Origin of the sequence: Halorhodospira sp. 9622, assembly GCF_022228025.1 — a bacterium.
Lineage (GTDB): Bacteria > Pseudomonadota > Gammaproteobacteria > Nitrococcales > Halorhodospiraceae > Halorhodospira > Halorhodospira halophila_A.
In genome coordinates this window covers 160284-177406 of record NZ_JAJNRE010000003.1, presented here as the reverse complement: position 1 = coordinate 177406, position 17123 = coordinate 160284, and the positions used below count along the sequence as shown (strand labels likewise).

18 protein-coding genes are annotated in these 17123 nt (G+C 71.1%); 9 read left to right on the top strand and 9 right to left on the bottom strand.

Annotated elements, in window-relative coordinates; all coding sequences use genetic code 11:
* Window positions 1-314: 314 nt before the first annotated feature.
* The 5 genes from LRG07_RS03080 to dcd all read left to right on the top strand — a co-directional run bounded on the left by LRG07_RS03080 (window position 315) and on the right by dcd (window position 3764).
* Entirely contained in the window at window positions 315-980 is a 666-nt protein-coding gene (locus LRG07_RS03080; RefSeq protein ID WP_238641779.1) for a CBS domain-containing protein, read from the top strand.
* 51 nt (window positions 981-1031) lie between these two features.
* Window positions 1032-2381 (top strand): magnesium transporter, encoded by a 1350-nt coding sequence (gene mgtE / locus LRG07_RS03075; RefSeq protein WP_201169021.1) that lies wholly within the window; start codon window positions 1032-1034, stop codon window positions 2379-2381.
* Between the two features lie 66 nt (window positions 2382-2447).
* Window positions 2448-2693, top strand: a complete 246-nt coding sequence (locus LRG07_RS03070) for a CopG family transcriptional regulator (RefSeq protein WP_238635182.1) — start codon at window positions 2448-2450, stop codon at window positions 2691-2693.
* Complete coding sequence (locus tag LRG07_RS03065) at window positions 2694-3131, top strand: TA system VapC family ribonuclease toxin (RefSeq protein WP_238635181.1); 438 nt, start codon at window positions 2694-2696, stop codon at window positions 3129-3131.
* A gap of 63 nt (window positions 3132-3194) precedes the next feature.
* Window positions 3195-3764, top strand: coding sequence for a dCTP deaminase (gene dcd, locus LRG07_RS03060; protein WP_238641778.1), 570 nt, complete (start codon window positions 3195-3197; stop codon window positions 3762-3764).
* A 9-nt stretch (window positions 3765-3773) separates the two neighbouring features.
* Here the strand turns inward: dcd and LRG07_RS03055 are convergent, their stop codons facing one another.
* From LRG07_RS03055 to purM, 3 genes are all read right to left on the bottom strand, one after another.
* On the bottom strand, window positions 3774-4541 hold the full coding sequence (locus LRG07_RS03055) for a DUF3108 domain-containing protein (RefSeq protein WP_238641777.1): 768 nt from the start codon (window positions 4539-4541) through the stop codon (window positions 3774-3776).
* A gap of 353 nt (window positions 4542-4894) precedes the next feature.
* Window positions 4895-5563: a phosphoribosylglycinamide formyltransferase gene (purN, locus tag LRG07_RS03050; RefSeq protein WP_238641776.1), complete on the bottom strand. Its 669-nt coding sequence runs from the start codon at window positions 5561-5563 to the stop codon at window positions 4895-4897.
* Window positions 5560-6603, bottom strand: a complete 1044-nt coding sequence (gene purM, locus LRG07_RS03045; RefSeq protein WP_238635177.1) for a phosphoribosylformylglycinamidine cyclo-ligase — start codon at window positions 6601-6603, stop codon at window positions 5560-5562. Before purM ends, purN begins: the two co-directional genes overlap by 4 nt.
* Before the next feature lie 285 nt (window positions 6604-6888).
* Here purM and LRG07_RS03040 point away from each other — a divergent pair, with 285 nt between their 5' ends.
* Window positions 6889-7992 carry a DUF2066 domain-containing protein gene (locus tag LRG07_RS03040; protein WP_238641775.1) on the top strand — a complete coding sequence of 368 codons (1104 nt, stop codon included), beginning with the start codon at window positions 6889-6891 and terminating at the stop codon, window positions 7990-7992.
* 16 nt (window positions 7993-8008) lie between these two features.
* On the opposite strand, the gene LRG07_RS03035 is transcribed toward LRG07_RS03040, so the two are convergent.
* Complete coding sequence (locus tag LRG07_RS03035; RefSeq protein ID WP_238641774.1) at window positions 8009-8731, bottom strand: YdiY family protein; 723 nt, start codon at window positions 8729-8731, stop codon at window positions 8009-8011.
* Window positions 8732-8904: 173 nt separating this feature from the next.
* Here LRG07_RS03035 and hda point away from each other — a divergent pair, with 173 nt between their 5' ends.
* On the top strand, window positions 8905-9630 hold the full coding sequence (gene hda / locus LRG07_RS03030) for a DnaA regulatory inactivator Hda (RefSeq protein ID WP_238641773.1): 726 nt from the start codon (window positions 8905-8907) through the stop codon (window positions 9628-9630).
* On the opposite strand, the gene LRG07_RS03025 is transcribed toward hda, so the two are convergent.
* Window positions 9557-9931 carry a DUF2069 domain-containing protein gene (locus LRG07_RS03025; protein ID WP_238641772.1) on the bottom strand — a complete coding sequence of 125 codons (375 nt, stop codon included), beginning with the start codon at window positions 9929-9931 and terminating at the stop codon, window positions 9557-9559. The two genes, hda and LRG07_RS03025, sit on opposite strands and share 74 nt — an antisense overlap.
* Entirely contained in the window at window positions 9931-10533 is a 603-nt protein-coding gene (wrbA, locus tag LRG07_RS03020) for an NAD(P)H:quinone oxidoreductase (RefSeq protein ID WP_238635173.1), read from the bottom strand. The genes LRG07_RS03025 and wrbA overlap by 1 nt, the downstream gene beginning before the upstream one ends.
* Before the next feature lie 61 nt (window positions 10534-10594).
* On the opposite strand from wrbA, the gene LRG07_RS03015 reads away from it, so the two are divergent.
* Together LRG07_RS03015 and yccX are read left to right on the top strand one after the other, a co-directional pair.
* A complete protein-coding gene (locus LRG07_RS03015) occupies window positions 10595-11923 on the top strand; it encodes a virulence factor BrkB family protein (protein WP_238641771.1) in 1329 nt (442 codons plus the stop codon).
* A complete protein-coding gene (gene yccX / locus LRG07_RS03010; protein WP_201168999.1) occupies window positions 11920-12198 on the top strand; it encodes an acylphosphatase in 279 nt (92 codons plus the stop codon). The genes LRG07_RS03015 and yccX overlap by 4 nt, the downstream gene beginning before the upstream one ends.
* Before the next feature lie 51 nt (window positions 12199-12249).
* Here the strand turns inward: yccX and LRG07_RS03005 are convergent, their stop codons facing one another.
* The 3 genes from LRG07_RS03005 to LRG07_RS02995 all read right to left on the bottom strand — a co-directional run bounded on the left by LRG07_RS03005 (window position 12250) and on the right by LRG07_RS02995 (window position 16848).
* Complete coding sequence (locus LRG07_RS03005) at window positions 12250-13125, bottom strand: SDR family oxidoreductase (protein WP_238641770.1); 876 nt, start codon at window positions 13123-13125, stop codon at window positions 12250-12252.
* Window positions 13101-14807, bottom strand: coding sequence for a proline--tRNA ligase (locus LRG07_RS03000; RefSeq protein WP_238641769.1), 1707 nt, complete (start codon window positions 14805-14807; stop codon window positions 13101-13103). The genes LRG07_RS03005 and LRG07_RS03000 overlap by 25 nt, the downstream gene beginning before the upstream one ends.
* A gap of 100 nt (window positions 14808-14907) precedes the next feature.
* A complete protein-coding gene (locus LRG07_RS02995) occupies window positions 14908-16848 on the bottom strand; it encodes an EAL domain-containing protein (protein WP_238641768.1) in 1941 nt (646 codons plus the stop codon).
* Window positions 16849-17123: the final 275 nt, after the last annotated feature.

Here is a 17123-nt window from a genome sequence, read left to right as displayed (position 1 = left end):
CGATCTCAGCCGACCGAGTGTGTGGATGGCCCCCGGGGCCGCCCGAACGGAACGAATGGATAGCCAAGTACCGAGTACCAGCGCCGTGGCCCCGGACCCCGTGTCCGGCGCGCTGCGGCACGACCGCCACGCGGCGGGCCGCTCGGCCCGGGTCTGATCCGACCCGGCCCTGCCCGGAGCCCGCCGCGACGGCGCTCCGCAACAGGCAGGGCCGGGGGCCTCGCAACAGGCAGGGCCTCCCCCTGATACGAATCCACGCGGCGCGGCTGCATGCGCCGCTGCGTGCCGCTGCACGCCAACAGGGAGGAGTCGCCATGTTCGACAAGCCGCGCACCGCCGCCACGGACACCCGCCACGCCACCGATGAGGCCATCGCCCGCGCCCGCCGCCTGGCGCAGCAGCCCATCCGCGAGGCCGCCCGCGAGGCGCAGCACACCCCGCTGCACGCCTTCGCCCGGGTCGCCCGCCACCTGCCGCGCGATGTCTACCGCGATCTGGAGCGCCGCCTCCCCGAGGAGCGTCGCCAGGCCCTGCGCCATCTGCTGACGCTGCCGAGCGCCTGCGTCGGGGCCTGCCAGAGCGACGACTTCGTCCCCGTCAACGACGCCGTGCCTGCCGCGGCCGCCGCGCGCATGCTCGACGCCCACGGTGGCCGCGAGGCGTACGTTGTCCAGGGGGATGGGCGTTACCGTGGGGTGGTGGCCCGCGGCGTCCTGCAGGACGCCGGCGAGACCCCGGTGGGCCGCCTGGCCGCATCGCGCCCCTCGCTCGAGGAGCTGGACGACGCCCCGCACGCCGTGCGCACCATGGACCGTGCCGGGACCGACGAACTGCCGGTGGTCGATCGCTACGGGCGGCTGACCGGGGTGCTCCGGCGAGCGGCCGTCCAAACGAGCGCTCCGGAACGCCGGGGTTGGCTGCCGCGCCTCGGCCTGGGTGGCCGGTTCCGCCGCGGCGGCGCGCGCGGGCAGGGCGGCTGACGCCGCCCCGAGGTAAGCCCAACCAAGAAGACGCACGACAAGGAGCCAAGCATGGCCTACGAAGAGCTGCTCGACGAGATCCGACAGCTCCTCGATGGGAGGCGCTGGAAAGACGTTCGCGCTCGCATCGAGGAGCTGCCGGATCAGGACATCGCCGAACTGATCCTCAGCCTGGAGAAGTCGCAGCGTATCTTCCTGTTCAAGCTGCTGCCGCGGCCGCGGGCCTCGGAGGTCTTCTCGTACCTCTCCGGGGACAATCAGGACGCGCTGCTCCAGGACATGACCGACCACGAGACGCGGGAGATCGTCGCCGCGCTCACACCGGACGACCGCACCGCGCTGTTCCAGGAGTTGCCCGCCGAGGCCACCCAGCGGTTGCTCGAACTGCTGCCCCCGGGGGCGCAGCGCGAGGCCCGCGAGCTGCTCGGCTATCCGGCGGAGAGCGTGGGCCGGCTGATGACGCCGGACTACATCGCCGTGCGCGCCGACTGGACCGTGGAGCGCAGCCTGCAGCATATCCGCGGCCAGCGCGAGAAGGCTGAGACGGTGAACGTGATCTACGTCACCGACCGCGACGGCCGCCTGCTCGATGCCCTGACCATCCGCCGGTTCATCGTCGCCTCGCCGGAGACGAAGGTCGAAGAACTGATGGACTACCACTTCATCAGTGTCTCGGCCTTCGAGGATCGCGAGAAGGCGGTGGAGACGGTGCAGCGCTACGACCTGACGGCGCTGCCGGTGGTCGATACCGAGGGGGTGCTGCTCGGCACCGTGACCCCGGACGACGTCATGGACGTGGCCGAGGCCGAGGCCACCGAGGACTTCCAGAAGGTCGGTGGTGTCGGCGTGCTCAACTTCAGTATGCGCGACGCCAGCATGAAGCTGCTCTACCAGCGGCGGGTCGGCTGGCTGGTGCTGCTGGTGTTCATCAACATGTTCGGCGGCGAGATCATCGCCTCCTTCGAGGAGACCATCGAGGCGGTCATCGTCCTGGTCACCTTCCTGCCGCTGGTCGTCGACACCGGGGGCAACGCCGGCACCCAGTCGGCCACGTTGATGGTGCGCGCGCTCGCCACCGGTGACGTCAAGGCACGGGACTGGTTACGGCTCTGGGGCAAGGAGGCCGGCGTGGCCATCGCCCTGGGTCTGACCGTGGGCCTGGCGGTCTGGGCGCTGGGGCTCTACCGCGGCGGCCTGGACATCGCCTGGGTGGTCGCCTTTGCCATGGTGGCGGTGGTCTTCATGGGCAGCATGATCGGCATGCTGCTGCCCTTCGGCCTGGCCCGGCTGAACCTGGACCCGGCCACGGCCAGCGCGCCGCTGATCACCTCCATCGCCGACATCGCCGGCATCCTGATCTACTTCACCATCGCCACGGCGATGCTCGGGCATATGCTCTAGGCGGTTTGTGAGGGGGGGATTACTGAGCTAGGCTAACGTCGATCAAGGCTTCGAGGAGATGCCTGCATGCGGACAACGCTGGATATTGACCCGGATATCCTGGAGGCCGCGAAGGAGTTGGCGCGGCGCCGGAACTGCTCCACGGATCAGGTGGTCTCGGAGGCTATCCGGCAGGCGCTGGAGCGGGACCGGAACCCGGAGCGTCGGCCAGTGGCAGGTGTTCGCGTCGGGGGGTTTCGCCCCTTCCCGGCGCGTTCTCGGCCTGTGACCAATGCGGATGTCGAAGCCTTACGAGACGAAGAAGGGGAGTAGGTGAGGGCGCTTTTAGACGTCAATGTCCTGATTGCGTTGCTTGATGGGGGACATGAGTTCAACCGGTTAGCGACAGACTGGCTTGAAGCGCACTTGGATCGGGGCTGGGCATCCTGTCCGCTGACTGAAAATGGTTGTATTCGCGTCATGTCGCAGCCCCGATACCCCGGCGCGCTTCCCTCGTCTGAAGTTGCTGAGCGCCTCTCGGAGGCGACCCGCGATCCTTCCCATGAGTTCTGGGCGGCCGATACCAGTCTGCTTGAATCCGGACGGGTGGACTGGGGGCGGCTGTCTGGCCATCGGCAAATTACGGACGCCTATTTGTTGAGTCTCGCGGTGGTTCACAGCGGAGCGCTGGTCACTTTCGACCGGCGTATTGGGCGGGAAGTTGTCCCGGCCGCGGGGCCGGAGCATTTGGTCATCATCCCTCATCACTAGGGGGCTGCTAGGCGGTGTCAGTTGGCGGTCGGCCTGCGGTTTGGATGATTTTCGGGAGCGTGTATGACGATCAAATCGGACCGGTGGATCCGGCACATGGCGCAGGAGCACGGCATGATCGAGCCGTTCGAGCCGGGTCAGGTGCGCGATACGCCAGAGGGAGAGCGCGTCATCTCCTACGGGACCTCGAGCTACGGCTACGACGTCCGCTGCGGCAAGGACTTCAAGATCTTCACCGACATCAACTCCGCGGTGGTGGACCCGAAGGACTTCGATGCCGCGAGCTTCGTGGACGTCCACGGCGACGTCTGCATCATCCCGCCGAACTCCTTCGCCCTGGCCTACACGCTGGAGTACTTCCGCATCCCGAGAAACGTGCTAACCATCTGCCTGGGCAAGTCGACCTATGCCCGCTGCGGGATCATCGTCAACGTTACGCCCCTGGAGCCGGAGTGGGAGGGGCGGGTGACGCTGGAGTTCTCCAACACCACCCCGCTGCCGGCGAAGATCCACGCCAATGAGGGCGTGGCGCAGATGCTCTTCTTTGAGTCTGACGAGCCGTGCGACATCTCCTACGCCGATCGGGGCGGCAAGTACATGGGCCAGGACGGGGTCACGCTGCCGCGCTCCTGACCGCCGGTGTCAGTTGTCGCGGATTGGTCCGCTGACGTCGGTCAGCTCCATGACGAAGGTGCGTCCGCTGTCGGCGTGCTCAATCTTCACCGGCAGGTTGTGCATGCGCCGGTAGACCCACGCGTTGGACTCACGGGAACTGTCGCCGTCGCGTACGCGCTGGATGCGCTCGGCCCGGTAGGAACCGGCGGCGACCGAGACGCGCTCGCGGCCCTTGCGCTCGAAGCTGTAGTCCGAGATCTCCCCGTCGTCGGCGATCCGGTACGTCAGCATCCGGTCGAAGGTGGCCGATAGGTCGCGCATGATCAGCAGCTGCGGCAGCAGCCGGTCCACCGCGCCTTCCTCCAGGTCGATGCGCTCGCCGTCTTCGAAGGTCACGTGCCCGGCGTCGTGGTCGAAGGTGATCTCCTCGTGGCGCTCGTCGCGGCCCTCGCGCTTATGGATGAAGCGCTCCGGTCGCAGGGTGCCGTCCTCCAGAACACGCCCCTCGCTGATATCGGTCAGGTCCGTGCCCAACACCGCCCGGGCGAGCCCGCGGGGGCGGACGAACATCTCGTAGCGGTAACGGTCATCGCCCAGATACTCCAGCTCCAGCCGACTGGTGCCCAGGGTCAGACGCCCGTACTTCACCTCATACTCCGCCCGGAACTCGGGGATGCGCTCCGCCTCGGCCAGCGCGGCGGGGGCGGCCAGGGCGGCGGTGCCGGCAAGCAGCCCCAGCAGCAGCCATGCCGCCACGCGACGAGGCGCGGGAATAAGGCTGGATGGATCCCTCATGCTGACTCCTTATCAGGCGGTTTCGCACGCTATTGCTCTTTAGGCAGCCCGTTGGCGCTGGGGTTCGTCCCAATCGGCCAAGTTGGCAACCGCGCCGGAACACCGTCCGGGTGGGTCCCCTGGGTCGAGCCTTCAGGGCGCGCCGAGCAGCGCAGCCCCGGCGGGGGATCCGCGCGAACCCGTCGTGGTTCGCGCGGCTCAGCGAGGTTTTGTCCGAGCGGCGCGTCAGCGCCGCGAGTTAAGCGAGCGGCCCCGCCGGGGTGAGCAGCACAGGGCACCCCGCAGGGGCGCGTCCTGCGCTCGACCCCGGGGGCTCACCCGGACGGTGCTCGTCGCCGCAACCGAAACCGCCCCTATAGCGCATCGACCGCATCCTCCGCCCGGACGCGCACCGGCCCCGAAAGCACCCGCCCGTCCAGCTCGACCCCGGCCTCCGTCAGCGCCAGCCGCCCCTGCGCCAACCAGCGCACCGCCAGCGGATAGACCCGGTGCTCCTGCACCTGCACCCGCTGCGCCAGCGCCTCGGGCGAATCCCCGGCATGGACCGGCACCACCCCCTGCACGATGGCCGGGCCGGCGTCGAGCTCCGGCGTGACGAAATGCACCGTGCAGCCGTGCTCCTCGACCCCCGCCTCCAGGGCCCGCTCATGGGTGTGCAGACCGCGGAAATCCGGCAGCAACGACGGATGGATGTTCAGCAGCCGCCCCTCGAAACGCTGGACGAAGACCGGCGTGAGGATGCGCATGAAACCGGCGAGCACCACCAGATCCACGCCCACCGCCTCCAACTGCTCAACCAGGGCGCCGTCGAAGGCCTCCCGGTCGGCGTAGAGGCGATGGTCGACCACCGCCGTGGGCACGCCGGCGGCCTCGGCCCGCTGCAGCCCGTAGGCGTCGGCCCGGTTGCTGAGTACGCAGGCGAAGGTTCCGGGCAGCTGCCCGGCGGCGTGCTGGTCGAGCAGGGCCTGCAGGTTGCTGCCGCTGCCCGAGAGCAGGACGGCGATCCGCGGGCCCTGGCTCACGGTGCGGCTCCATCGATGGTCAGCCGCGGCGCGCCGTCGTCGGCGGCGACCACCTCGCCCAGCCGCCAGGCGGACTCGCCCTGATCCTCGAGCACGGCCAGGGCACGCTCGGCGTCGGCGGCGTCGACGCAGGCCACGAAGCCGACGCCGCAGTTGAAGGTGCGCAGCATCTCACCGCGCTCGACGTTGCCGGCGCGTGCCAGCCAGTCGAAGACCGCCGGCCACGGCCAGCGCTCCAGCGCCGCCGCGCAGTGCTCGGGCAGGACCCGGGGCAAGTTCTCCGGCAGGCCGCCGCCGGTGACGTGGCAGAAGGCCTTGACCGGCACCGACTCGGCCAGCCGCAGCGCCGGGGTGACATAGATGCGCGTCGGCCGCATCAGGTGATCGGCCAGCGGCTCGCCCTCCAGCGACTCGTCCAGCGCCCCGGGGTGGCGCTCAAGGATCTTGCGGATCAGCGAGTAGCCGTTGGAGTGCGGACCGGAGGCGGGCAGGGCGATGAGCACGTCGCCGGGGGTGACGGTGGTGCCCTCGATTAGCCGCTCGCGCTCGACCACGCCGACGCAGAAGCCGGCCAGGTCGTAGTCGCTGTCGGCGTACATGCCGGGCATCTCGGCGGTCTCGCCGCCGAGCAGCGCGGCGCCGGCGTCGCGGCAGCCAGCGGCGATGCCCTGCACCACGGCGGCGGCGGTATCCACGTCGAGGTGGCTGGTGGCGTAGTAGTCGAGGAAGAACAGCGGTTCCGCGCCCTGGACCACCACGTCGTTGACGCACATCGCCACCAGATCCGTACCCACCCCCTGGTGGCGGCCGGTCTCGATGGCCAGGCGCAGCTTGGTGCCGACCCCGTCGGTGCCGGCGACCAGCACCGGGCGGCGGTAGCCGTCGGGCAGCTCGACGAGGCCGCCGAAGCCGCCGATGCCGCCGAGCACCTCCGGGCGGCGGGTGGACTCGACGGCCGGGCGGATACGGCTGACAAGGTCGTTGCCGGCGTCGATATCGACCCCGGCGTCGCGATAGGTCAGCGGGCGTTGCTCTTCCAAGGCGGTTCTCCTGGGGTGTACCGGTGGGCAGGGCTCGAAAGCCAATGCCGCGTAGTATGACGCCCGGCCCCCGGCGGCGCCAAGCGCCCGGCTGAACGCGGGCGGCCGGGGTTGCAGGGCGCCGCTGATGCCCCGGCGTCGGTGCAGCCTGTCGGGCCCCGGCGACGTGGATCGCGGCTCCATGGGGCCCCGTGGCTCGTGGTATGTTGGACAGCAGGCGTGCGCTCTGCACCCTCAGTGATCCACCCTGAACCCTGACCCCTACGGATGACCGACAGCCCGCCCATGAGCACGGCCGCACCCTCCGCCCCCGACCGTCTTCACCCCCGTCGCCGCGCCCTGCCGGTCGTGGTCCTGGCCGCCTGCGCCCTGCTCGGGGTGGGTACGGCGGCGGCGAGTGATCTCTACACCGCCGAGGTCCGTGTCGACAGCCGTCAGGACGCCGAGCGCGAGGCGGCCGTCGAGGCCGGCCTGGAACGGGTCATCGGGCGCATGGTGGGGGTCTACCACGGCTTGGAGGACCACCCGGCGGGGGAGCTCCTCGACGACGCGGAGCGCTATCTGGAGAGCTACCGCTACCTGCGCCTGGACGATGAGCTGGCCGTGGAGCTGCGCTACGAGGGCGGGGTTTTGCGCCGCCACCTGGGCGAGCGCGACGTGGCCGTCTGGGGTGAGCACCGGGCGCCGATCCTGCTCTGGGTGGCCACGGAGATCGACGGTCGGCGTGATCTGCTCGGCTTCGCCGCGGCGGGGACCGAGGGCGAGGTGCTCGAAACGCTCCACGACGGGGCCGAGCAGCGCGCCCTGCCGCTGATGTACCCGACACTGGACCTGCGTGATCGGCAGGCGGTGGGCTTCGTGGACATCTGGGGCGGATTCGACGAGTCGCTGCGCGAGGCCTCGCAGCGCTACGGCAGCGCCGCGGTGGTGGCGGTGGGCCTGCGCAAGGCGGGTACCGGCGCCTGGCGGGCGCGCTGGACGGTGCTCACCGGCGAGGACGCCCTGCAGCATCACACCGGCCCGGGTGAGCTGGAGCGCGTGGTGACAGAGGGGATCGATGAGGTCGGTGGCGCCCTGACCCGCCGCTTCGCCGTGGTCCCCGGTGAGCACGACGGCCAGCAGCTGGAGATCGCCCTGACCGGCATCGACGCCGTGGAGGATTACCTCGGTGCGGTGCGCTATCTGGAGGAGGTCACCGGCGTCGAGCAGGTGGATGTGCAGCGCATTGCCGGCGAGCGGGTGACCCTGCGTCTGCTCCTGGCCCGCAGCCCCGAGCGGGTGGCCGAGGATCTGGACGACGCCGAGACGCTCTGGCCGGAGGCCCTGCCCGCCGCCGAGGTCGGCCCCGGCGGCGGGCAGCTGACCCGCAGCTACCGCTGGCAGCCGTAGCCGCTGCGTGCGCGGCTCACCAGTCGTAGGTCAGGTTGACCAGGGTGGTGGCGTCGTAGCGGGAGTCGGCCTCGGTGTTGTTGTCGTAGTCGTAATTGAGCTGCAGGCTGGCGCTGAGGTTCTCCATCAGCGGCATGCGCAGCCCGGTGCGCGAGGTGACGAACCACTCGTCGGAGTCGCTCAGCTCGGCGATCAGCTCGTGGCGGTGGAAAAAGCGCAGGGCCCCCTCCATGAAGTACTGCCGGTAGTCCAGCGCCCAGCGCGCGGCGGCCTCGCGGTTGCGATCGCCGGAGTCCAGCTTCTCCTCGCTGATGTAGGTGGGGCCGGCCTCGGCGGAGAGGCGGATGCGATCGTCGTCGAAGAACTGGTAGCCGGCACCGATACCGGCGACGTAGCGCTGGCGCAGGTCGGCCTTGCGGTCCTGGCGCCAGGAGAGATTGGAGTTGGCGTACCAGGGGCCGTGGAAGAACCAGTCGTAGCCGGCGCCGATGCGGGAGTTGTTGACGTCCTCATCGCCGTCGCCGTCCTTGCCGCGGTTGAGCTCCAGGTTGGCGGTGAAGCGGTGGGCGTTGGTGCGCTCCAGGTAGTCGGCGTTGAGGTTGTAGCGCTCGGACTCGGTGTTGCCCTGGTTGATGGCGATACCGAGGCTGGCCGAGGCCTCGCGGCCATCGGCGGCTGCGCTGCCGCCGGCGGTGGCCAGTGCCACGGCCGCGGCCAGGTGGATGGAACGTCTGCGCATGGTGAGCGGCTCCTCGATCCGTGTGGGTGTCGGGTCGGCGGCCCGCGGCGACCGCGGGCCGGGTTCCGTGCGCGGGAGATTAACAGGCCTGCGCCGCTGGACAAGGCGGCGCTTGACAGGGCGGCGACGGCGCCCTGGAATGAGCCCACCCGCAATGCCCACCGGGGGGATCGGTGCAACTGCCACTGAACATCCGCTGGAACGCCGCCGCCGAGCTCGACCGCTTCGTGCCCGGCGAGAACGATACGGCCCTGCGCCTGGTCACGGACCTGGCCGACGGCGTGCTCGAGGCGCCGGCGCTCTACCTGCACGGCCCCCACGGGGTCGGTAAGAGCCACCTGCTCCAGGGGGCCTGCCGCCGCGTGACCAGCGCCGGCGGGGTGGCGGTCTACCTGCCGCTGGATCAGCTGCTCGGCCACGGCGCGGCGGTGCTCGACGGCTGGGAGCAGGCGCAGCTGATCGCCCTCGACGATCTCGATGCGCTGCACGGGCGCGACGAGTGGCAGGGTGCGGTCTTCCATCTCTACAACCGGGTGGTGGAGCGCGGCGGGCGGCTGCTCTTCGCCGGGCAACGGCCGCCGGCGGAGCTGCCGCTGGGGCTGCCGGATCTGCGCTCGCGCCTGGGGTGGGGACCGGTGGTCGCGGTGCGCGAGCCGGATGAGGCCACCTGCCTGGCCATCCTCCGCCAGCGCGCGGCACAGCGCGGGCTGGAGCTGCCGGACGCCACGGCGCGCTACCTGATCCGCCGCCTGCCGCGGGAGTTGCCCGGGCTGCTGGCCTTCTTCGAGACCCTGGATCGGGCCTCGCTGGCCGCCGGGCGTCGGCTTACGGTGCCGTTTGTCCGCGAGATCCTTGCCGAGCGCTCCCGGCTTGACGCAGATACATCAGGGCGGCGGTGAAGTAGACCACCGCCAGGGCGATCTCGAGGACGCCGAGCCAGCGCTCCGGGCCGGGCACCGCGGCGTAGGTAACCCCGTGGATGAAGTAGATCAACACGAAGATCGCGCTCCAGGCCACGGTGTAGCGGCGGCCGTAGAGGACCCCGCGGGCGGTGAGCGCCAGCGGGCCGAGCAGCGTGATCAGGGCGATGGGCATCAGCGCATCCGCGGGCGGATGCAGCCACAGCAGCCAGCTGGTCATCAGCACGACCAGGCCGATGAAGGCGGTGATGGCGATCCGGTGCAGGGCCTTGGCCGACATCATGCCTCGGGTCCGTAGAGCTGGACGGCCAACCGCGCCACGCGGCGGCCGAGGGCGTTGCACAGCTTGCGCTCCTCGTCGGTGATCGGCCGGTTACCCGCCGTCCCGGCGGTGTGGCTGGGGCCGTAGGGCGTGCCGCCGCTGGTGGTCTTGGCCAGGGTCGGCTCGGTGTACGGCAGGCCGACCAGGTACATGCCGTGGTGGAGCAGCGGCAGCATCATGCTCAACAGGGTGGACTCCTGCCCGCCGTGGAGGCTGCCGGTGGAGGTGAACACCGCCCCGGGCTTGCCGGCCAGCGTCCCGGAGAGCCAGGCGCCGCTGGTGGTGTCCAGGAAGTACTTCAGCGGGGCGGCCATGTTGCCGAAGCGCGTGGGACTGCCCAGGATCAGCCCGTGGCAGTGCTCCAGTTCCTCGACGATGGCGTAGGGCGCCCCCTCGTCGGGGACCGCCGGGGCGACGCTCTCCCAGTCCGGCGAGACTGGCGGGACCGTGCGCACCACGGCGCAGGCGCCGTTGACGGCCTCCACGCCCCGGGCCACGTGGCGAGCCATATCGGCGGTGGCGCCGCTTCGGCTATAGTAGAGCACCAGGATCCTGGCCACGGCGGTATCTCCGTTGGTTGCGGTACCCGGCATTCTAACGCCTGCACGGAGAGGCTCCACCATGACGGAACTGCGCGGCCGCCTCCGCGCCGCCGCCGACAGGCTCCGGGCGTTGCCCGCCCACCCGCTGGTCAGCCAGGCGTGGGGGTTCGGCGAGTACCTAGTCCAGCGCATCCAGGCCGATCAGTGCGCCAAGAGCGCCGGCATGCTCGCCTACGTCACCCTGCTGGCCATCGTGCCGTTGATGACCATCGGCTTCTCGGTGCTGGCGGCCTTCCCGGTCTTTGAGGGGGTCACCGACCGCTTGCGCGAGGCCATGGTCGATTACCTAGTGCCGGCGGCGAGCGACGCCATCGACGAGCACTTGGAGAACTTCATGGGACGCGCCGCCGAGCTCACGGCGGTGGGCATCGCCGGTCTGACGGTGACCGCACTGTTGCTGCTCAACACCATCGAGCGGGTGCTCAACGAGATCTGGCGGGTGGAGCGGCCGCGGCCGACCCTGCAGCGGTTCATGGTCTACTGGACGGTGCTGACCATGGGCCCGCTGCTCCTGGGCGTGAGCGTGGCCTCCACCTCGTACATGGGCACGGTGAGCCTCGGCCCGCTGGAGCCACCGTCGGATCTCATCGCCCAGCTGCTCAACCTGGCGCCCTTCGTGGTGCAGGCCGTTGTCTTTACGCTGCTCTACAGCCTGGTGCCGCACCGCAGCGTGCCGGTGCACCACGCCGTGATCGGGGGCGTAGTGGCCTCGGGGCTGTTCGAGTTGGCCAAGGGCGGCTTCGCGGCGTTCATCGCCCGCGCGCCGACCTACGAGGTCATCTACGGGGCCTTGGCGGCGCTGCCCATCTTCCTGGTCTGGCTGTACATCTCCTGGCTGGTGATCCTCATCGGTGCGGAGGTCACCCAGGCGCTGCGTGGCTACCGCTGGCGCACCGGCGGCCACCTGGCCCGCGACCGGTGGGCACTGGTGCTGGCGGTGCATATCCTGGGGCACCTCTATCAGGCGCAGCGCCGGGGCGAGGGGGTCACCTTCGCCGAGCTGCTCGAGCAGGAGCCGGAGGCCGGCGAGCCCGGCCTGGCCGAGGCCCTCGAGGCGCTGCGCCGGCACCACGTCATCGAGCGCAGCGCCGACGGCGCCTGGCTCCTGGCGCGGGATCCTTCGACCTTCAGGCTGGCCGAGCTCCACCGCATGCTCGCCTACCCGCTGCCCCCGGCGGCGGGCTTGGAGTCGGGCGTGGCGTGGGATCGCCGGCTGGCCGAGCGGCTGCGCCGGGTGGAGGAACGTTGGGAGCAGAGCTTTGATCTGCCGCTGAGCGCCCTGCTTGAGCCCACCGCCGAGGAGGCGGCCGACGCAGGGCACCCGGCGGCGCGTGCGGAGGTAGCATGACGACGACCGACGAGAAGACACGCTGTACCATCAGCGGCCGGGTGCAGGGGGTCTGCTTCCGGGCCGCCACCCAGGAGCAGGCGGTGCGCCTGGGCGTGACCGGCTACGCCCGCAACCTGCGCGACGGACGCGTGGAGGTGCTCGCCTGCGGGCCGCCGGAGGCGGTCGCGCAGCTGCGCGAGTGGCTGCATCAGGGGCCGCCGGCGGCCAGCGTCACCGCGGTCCACTGCGAGCCGGCCGACGACCCGGCCCCGGCGGATTTCACCGTCCGCTGACGGGCCATTGGCGGCTGTGGCTGCCGCACACCGGCCGCGTACGCCGGCGCGCTACGCCCCGCCGCCGATCAGTGCGGCATACCCCTCCCGGAACGTCGGGTAGCGGAAGCGGTAGCCGCTGGCCTTGAGCTTGCGGTTCGAGCCGCGCTTGCTCCCCACGCCGCGCATGCCGCCGCTGCCCGGTTCGCCGCGCGGGGGTTGCGGTACGCCGAGCAGCTCGGCGATGCCGTCCATCACCTCGCACTGGGTCGAGGGGGCGTCATCCACCCCGAGGTAGACCCCGCCGGGGACCTCGTCGCGGCCGAGGTGGGCGAGGCTGCCGACCACGTCCTCGCTGTGGATGCGGTTGGTGTACTGCCCCTCCTGGCACGGCTCGCCGGCCTCGACCTTGCGGATGAGGAAGTCGCGGCCGCTGCCGTAGATGCCGCCGTAGCGGGCGGCCACCCCGGCCCACGGGCCGGCGAGGGCGATGGCCTCGGCCTCGAGCAGGCGCTGCCCGGAGAAGCGCCCGGGCTCGGTGGGGCTGTCCTCGTCGATCCACTCGTCGGCCTGCTGGCCGTAGACGGCGGTGCTGGAGACGAAGACCAGCCGCCGCGGCGCGGCCGGGTGGCGACGCAGCACGCCGGCGAGGTTGTGCAGGCCGTCGACGAAGGCGCGGCGGTAGCCGTCGTCGTCGTAGCTCCCTGGGGTGACGATGTAGTAGACGGTGTCGAGCCCGGTGGGCACCGCCTCGGCCAGGGTCGCCGGGTCCTCGAGGTCGGCGGCGATCGGGGTGATCCCCTCGGGCAGGCCCTCGGGCTGGCGGCGCAGGCCGAAGACCTCGGCCCCGCCGGCGGCCAGGCGGCTGCCCAGGGCCTGGCCGATGCGGCCGCAGCCGGCGATGAGGACGCGGCCGCGAGGGCCTAGGTCAGACGGTTCTTCAGCCATGTCACGATCTCCGTGCGGGGGACGCTGGTGGGGTTGTCGTCTTGGCGACCCTTGTATTCCACGCTGCTGTCCTGGATCGCCCGGGGGCTGACCACCACCCGGTGGGGGATGCCGATCAGCTCCATGTCGGCGAACTTCACCCCGGGGCGGGCGTCGCGGTCGTCGTAGAGGACATCGATGCCGCTGGCGGTCAGCTCACCGTAGAGCGCCTCGGCGGCCTCGGCCACCGCCGGATCCTCGGCCTTGATGGCCACCAGGGCGACCTGGAACGGGGCGATGGGCGCCGGCCAGCAGATGCCCTGATCGTCGTGGTTCTGCTCGATGGCCGCGGCCACCACCCGCGAGACGCCGATGCCGTAGCAGCCCATGGTCACGGTGCGCTCTTGGCCCTGCTCATCGAGTACGCTGGCGCCCATGGCCGCGCTGTAGGTGGTGCCGAGCTGGAAGATGTGCCCCACCTCGATACCGCGGCGCAGGGTCAGGGTGCCCTCGCCGTCGGGGCTCGGGTCGCCCGCTTCGACCTCGCGCAGGTCGGCGGTCTCCGGCTCGGGCAGGTCGCGGCCCCAGTTGACGCCGGTCAGGTGGTAGCCCTCGCGGTTGGCGCCGCAGGCAAAATCGGCCATCGCGGCGGCGGCGTGGTCGGCGATCAAGGGGATCCCCGTCAGCCCCACCGGCCCCAGCGATCCGAACGGACAGCCCAGCTGGCGCTCGACGCGCTCGGCCTCGGCGAAGGTCAGCGGCGCCTTGACCGCCGGGTGCTTCTCGGCCTTGAGCGCGTTGAGCTCGTGGTCGCCGCGCAGCAGCAGCGCCACCAGTCCGCCCTCGGCGCCCTCGACCACCAGGGTCTTGAGGTTGCGCGACTCGGGCAGCCCCAGATAGGCAGCCACCTCGGCGATGGTCCGCTGCTCCGGCGTGGCCACCTCCTCCAGGCTCGCGCCGGGCGCCGGGCGCGGCTCCTGCGGCGGCAGCGCCGGGGCCAGCTCGACGTTGGCGGCGTAGCCGCTGGGCTCGCACACGGCGATGGCGTCCTCGCCGGAGTCGGCGAGGACCATGAACTCGTGGGAGACGCTGCCGCCGATCGCCCCGGTGTCGGCCTCCACCGGCCGGAAGGCCAGTCCGGTGCGCTGGAAGATCCGGCAGTACGCCTCGTGCATGCGCTGGTACTCGGCGCGCAGGTCGTCGTCATCGAGGTGGAAGGAGTAGGCGTCCTTCATCAGGAACTCGCGGGCGCGCATGACGCCGAAGCGCGGGCGGATCTCGTCGCGGAACTTGGTCTGGATCTGGTAGTAGTTCACCGGCAGCTGGCGGTAGCTGCGGATCTCCCGGCGGAAGAGGTCGGTGATCACCTCCTCGTGGGTGGGGCCGAAGCAGCAGTCGCGGTCGTGGCGGTCCTTGATGCGTAGCAGCTCCGGGCCGTACTTCTCCCACCGCCCGGACTCCTGCCACAGCTCCGCCGGCTGCACGGCGGGCATGAGCACCTCCAGCGCCCCGGCGCGGTTCATCTCCTCGCGCACGATCCGCTCCACCTTCTGCAGCACGCGCAGCCCCAGGGGCAGCCAGGTGTACAGCCCCGAGGAGAGGCGGCGGATCATGCCGGCGCGCAGCATCAGCTGGTGGCTGACGATCTCGGCGTCGGCCGGGGTCTCGCGGGTGGTGGATAGCGGAAAACGGGTGACGCGCATCGATTCGCTCCCTGTCTGGATCCGGTCTTCGGCGACGGCTGGGCCGCGGAACCGGACTAGGGTAGCGCAGCAGGGGCGCGGGGGCGAAGGGAGCAGCGGGTCAGGACGCCGCGGTCAGCCGCCCGGCGATCACCTCCGCCGGCGCGGGGTGGCCGAAGTGGTAGCCCTGCGCCTCGTTGAACCCCATTTGCTGCAGCAGCTCCGCCTCCTGGCCGGTTTCCACCCCTTCGGCGGCCAGCCCCATACCGAAGCGCTGGGCGAGCCCGGCGATGCTGGTCGCTAGCGCCTGTTGGTCCGGGTCCGTGGGCAGCTCCCGGATCAGCGTCTGGTCCACCTTGAGCCGCCCGGCGGGGAGATCGCGCAGGGAGACGAGCGACGCGTAGCCGGTGCCGAAGTCGTCGATGGTCACCCCCAGGGCGTGCCGGCGGGCGTGGGCCAGGCCCTCATGGCCGGCGCCGCCGGTCTCCAGCAGCTGGCGCTCGGAGAGCTCGATGTCCACGGTGTGCGCCGGCAGGCCCAGCCGCTCCAGACGCTTGCTGAGCACCGCCGGATCCAGCGCGCCGGTGCCCAGGGTGCGCCCGGCGGTATTGACGCTCACCCGCGGGACGCGGCGCCCCTGGGCGTGCCAGTCGGCGAGGTCGGCCAGTACCTGCTCCACCACCCGGCGGTCCAGATCGCCGAGCAACCCGGCCTGCTCGGCGGCGTCGATGACCTCCTGGATCGAAGGGCGCGCGGCGTGATCCTCGGGCCAGCGCAGCAGGGCTTCGAGGGCGGTGAGCTCACCGCTGGCCAGGTCGAAGATCGGTTGGTAATGCACGCACAGGCTGTGCCGCGTCAGGGCCCGCTGCAGGTCGCGGACCAGGGACACGCGCCGGGCGACGCGATCGCCCAAGTCTGGCTCGACGATCTGCCCGGGCTGGTGGTCCGCAGCGGTGTGCGTGGCCGCCGAGCGCGCCTGCTCGAGCAGTGTGGCGGCGTGGCGGCTGTGCTCGGGGAACAGGGCGATGCCGATGCGCGGCTGCAGCCGGCAGGTGCAGGTGCCGGTCTCCACCGGCTGTTCGAGGGCCTGGCCGATGCGCTGCGCGACCTGCAGGGCGCCGCTGCGCGAGCCGGTCTCCGGCAGGATGGCGGCGAACTGGCCGCGTCCCAGGTGGCCGAGCAGATCGGCGTGGCGCAACTGCCCGCCCACACGCTCGGCGACGCCGTGCACCACCCGATCGGCGATCTCCGCACCCAGCCCGGCCTCGGTGCGCTCGAAGCCGTCGAGCTGGACTACCAGTACGGCCAGCTCGGTGCCCCGGGCCTCAGCGCGCTGCATGGTCCAGCGCAGCAGCGCCTCGGTGGAGTCCCGGTCGGGGAGGCCGGTAAGCGGTTCCCGATCGATGGGCTGTGGCGGCCCCTCGGCTGTGGCCCCGGGGCCCGGTTCCCGGGGGTCGAACAGCAGCAGGACCAGCGGACGCTCGTGCAGCGGCGCCTCGATCAGCTGCGCCCGGGCCTGCAGCAGGCTGCCGTCCTCGCCGCGACGGGTGCTCAGCCGGACGCCGCCGCGCGGGGTGGCGTGGGGCGGGGCGGGGCCACCGGTCATCAGCGGGCACTGGGTGCGGATCCGCGCCAGCGCCTCGCCGGGGAGGATGCGCTCGGCCGGCTCGCCCAAGACCCGCTGCGGTGCGCGCTGGAGCAGTTCGCTGGCGGCCGGATTGCAGAGCGCCACCCGGCCCTCAGCGTCCAGGCCGACGACGGGCTGTGGGCCGTGCTCAAGCAGCGCGGCGGCCAGACCGGCCCGGTCCAGGTTCCAGCGCAGGGTGTGGCAGCGATCCTCGCCGTCGCCGTGGTCAGGGAACTGCAGCTCCAGCAGCCGCAGCGGGTGCACCCCGAGCACCTCGGCCACCTCCGCCACCGTGCCCAGGTTCGGATAACCGTCGCGGGACCAGAAATCGTAGAGCGACTGCCGGCTCATCCCGGCCCGCCGGGCGACCTCGGCCAGGGACAGGCCCTGCTCGTTGGCACAGCGGCGGATGAAGACCTCGAGCTCCGTGCTCATCGGTGCACTCCTTGTCCAAGTGGCCCCGCGCTTGCGCTCCTCCCGGGCCCGCGTTGCGGCCTGCTTTGCGGTAAACAATTAACTAACAGAAAGGGCGGTGGCCCACGAAAGGGCCCGCTGTCCAGATCCGTGGACGGATTCATGGCTCAGCAAATGTCGGAAAAATTGGGCAGATTGGCCGGGTGATTCGTCGGAACAGCTGGACGGGCGCGGTCAGGGCCCTTTGGTAGCGTCCCAAGTACCAGCCAATCCCGGGTCGGTAACCGGAGAATTGG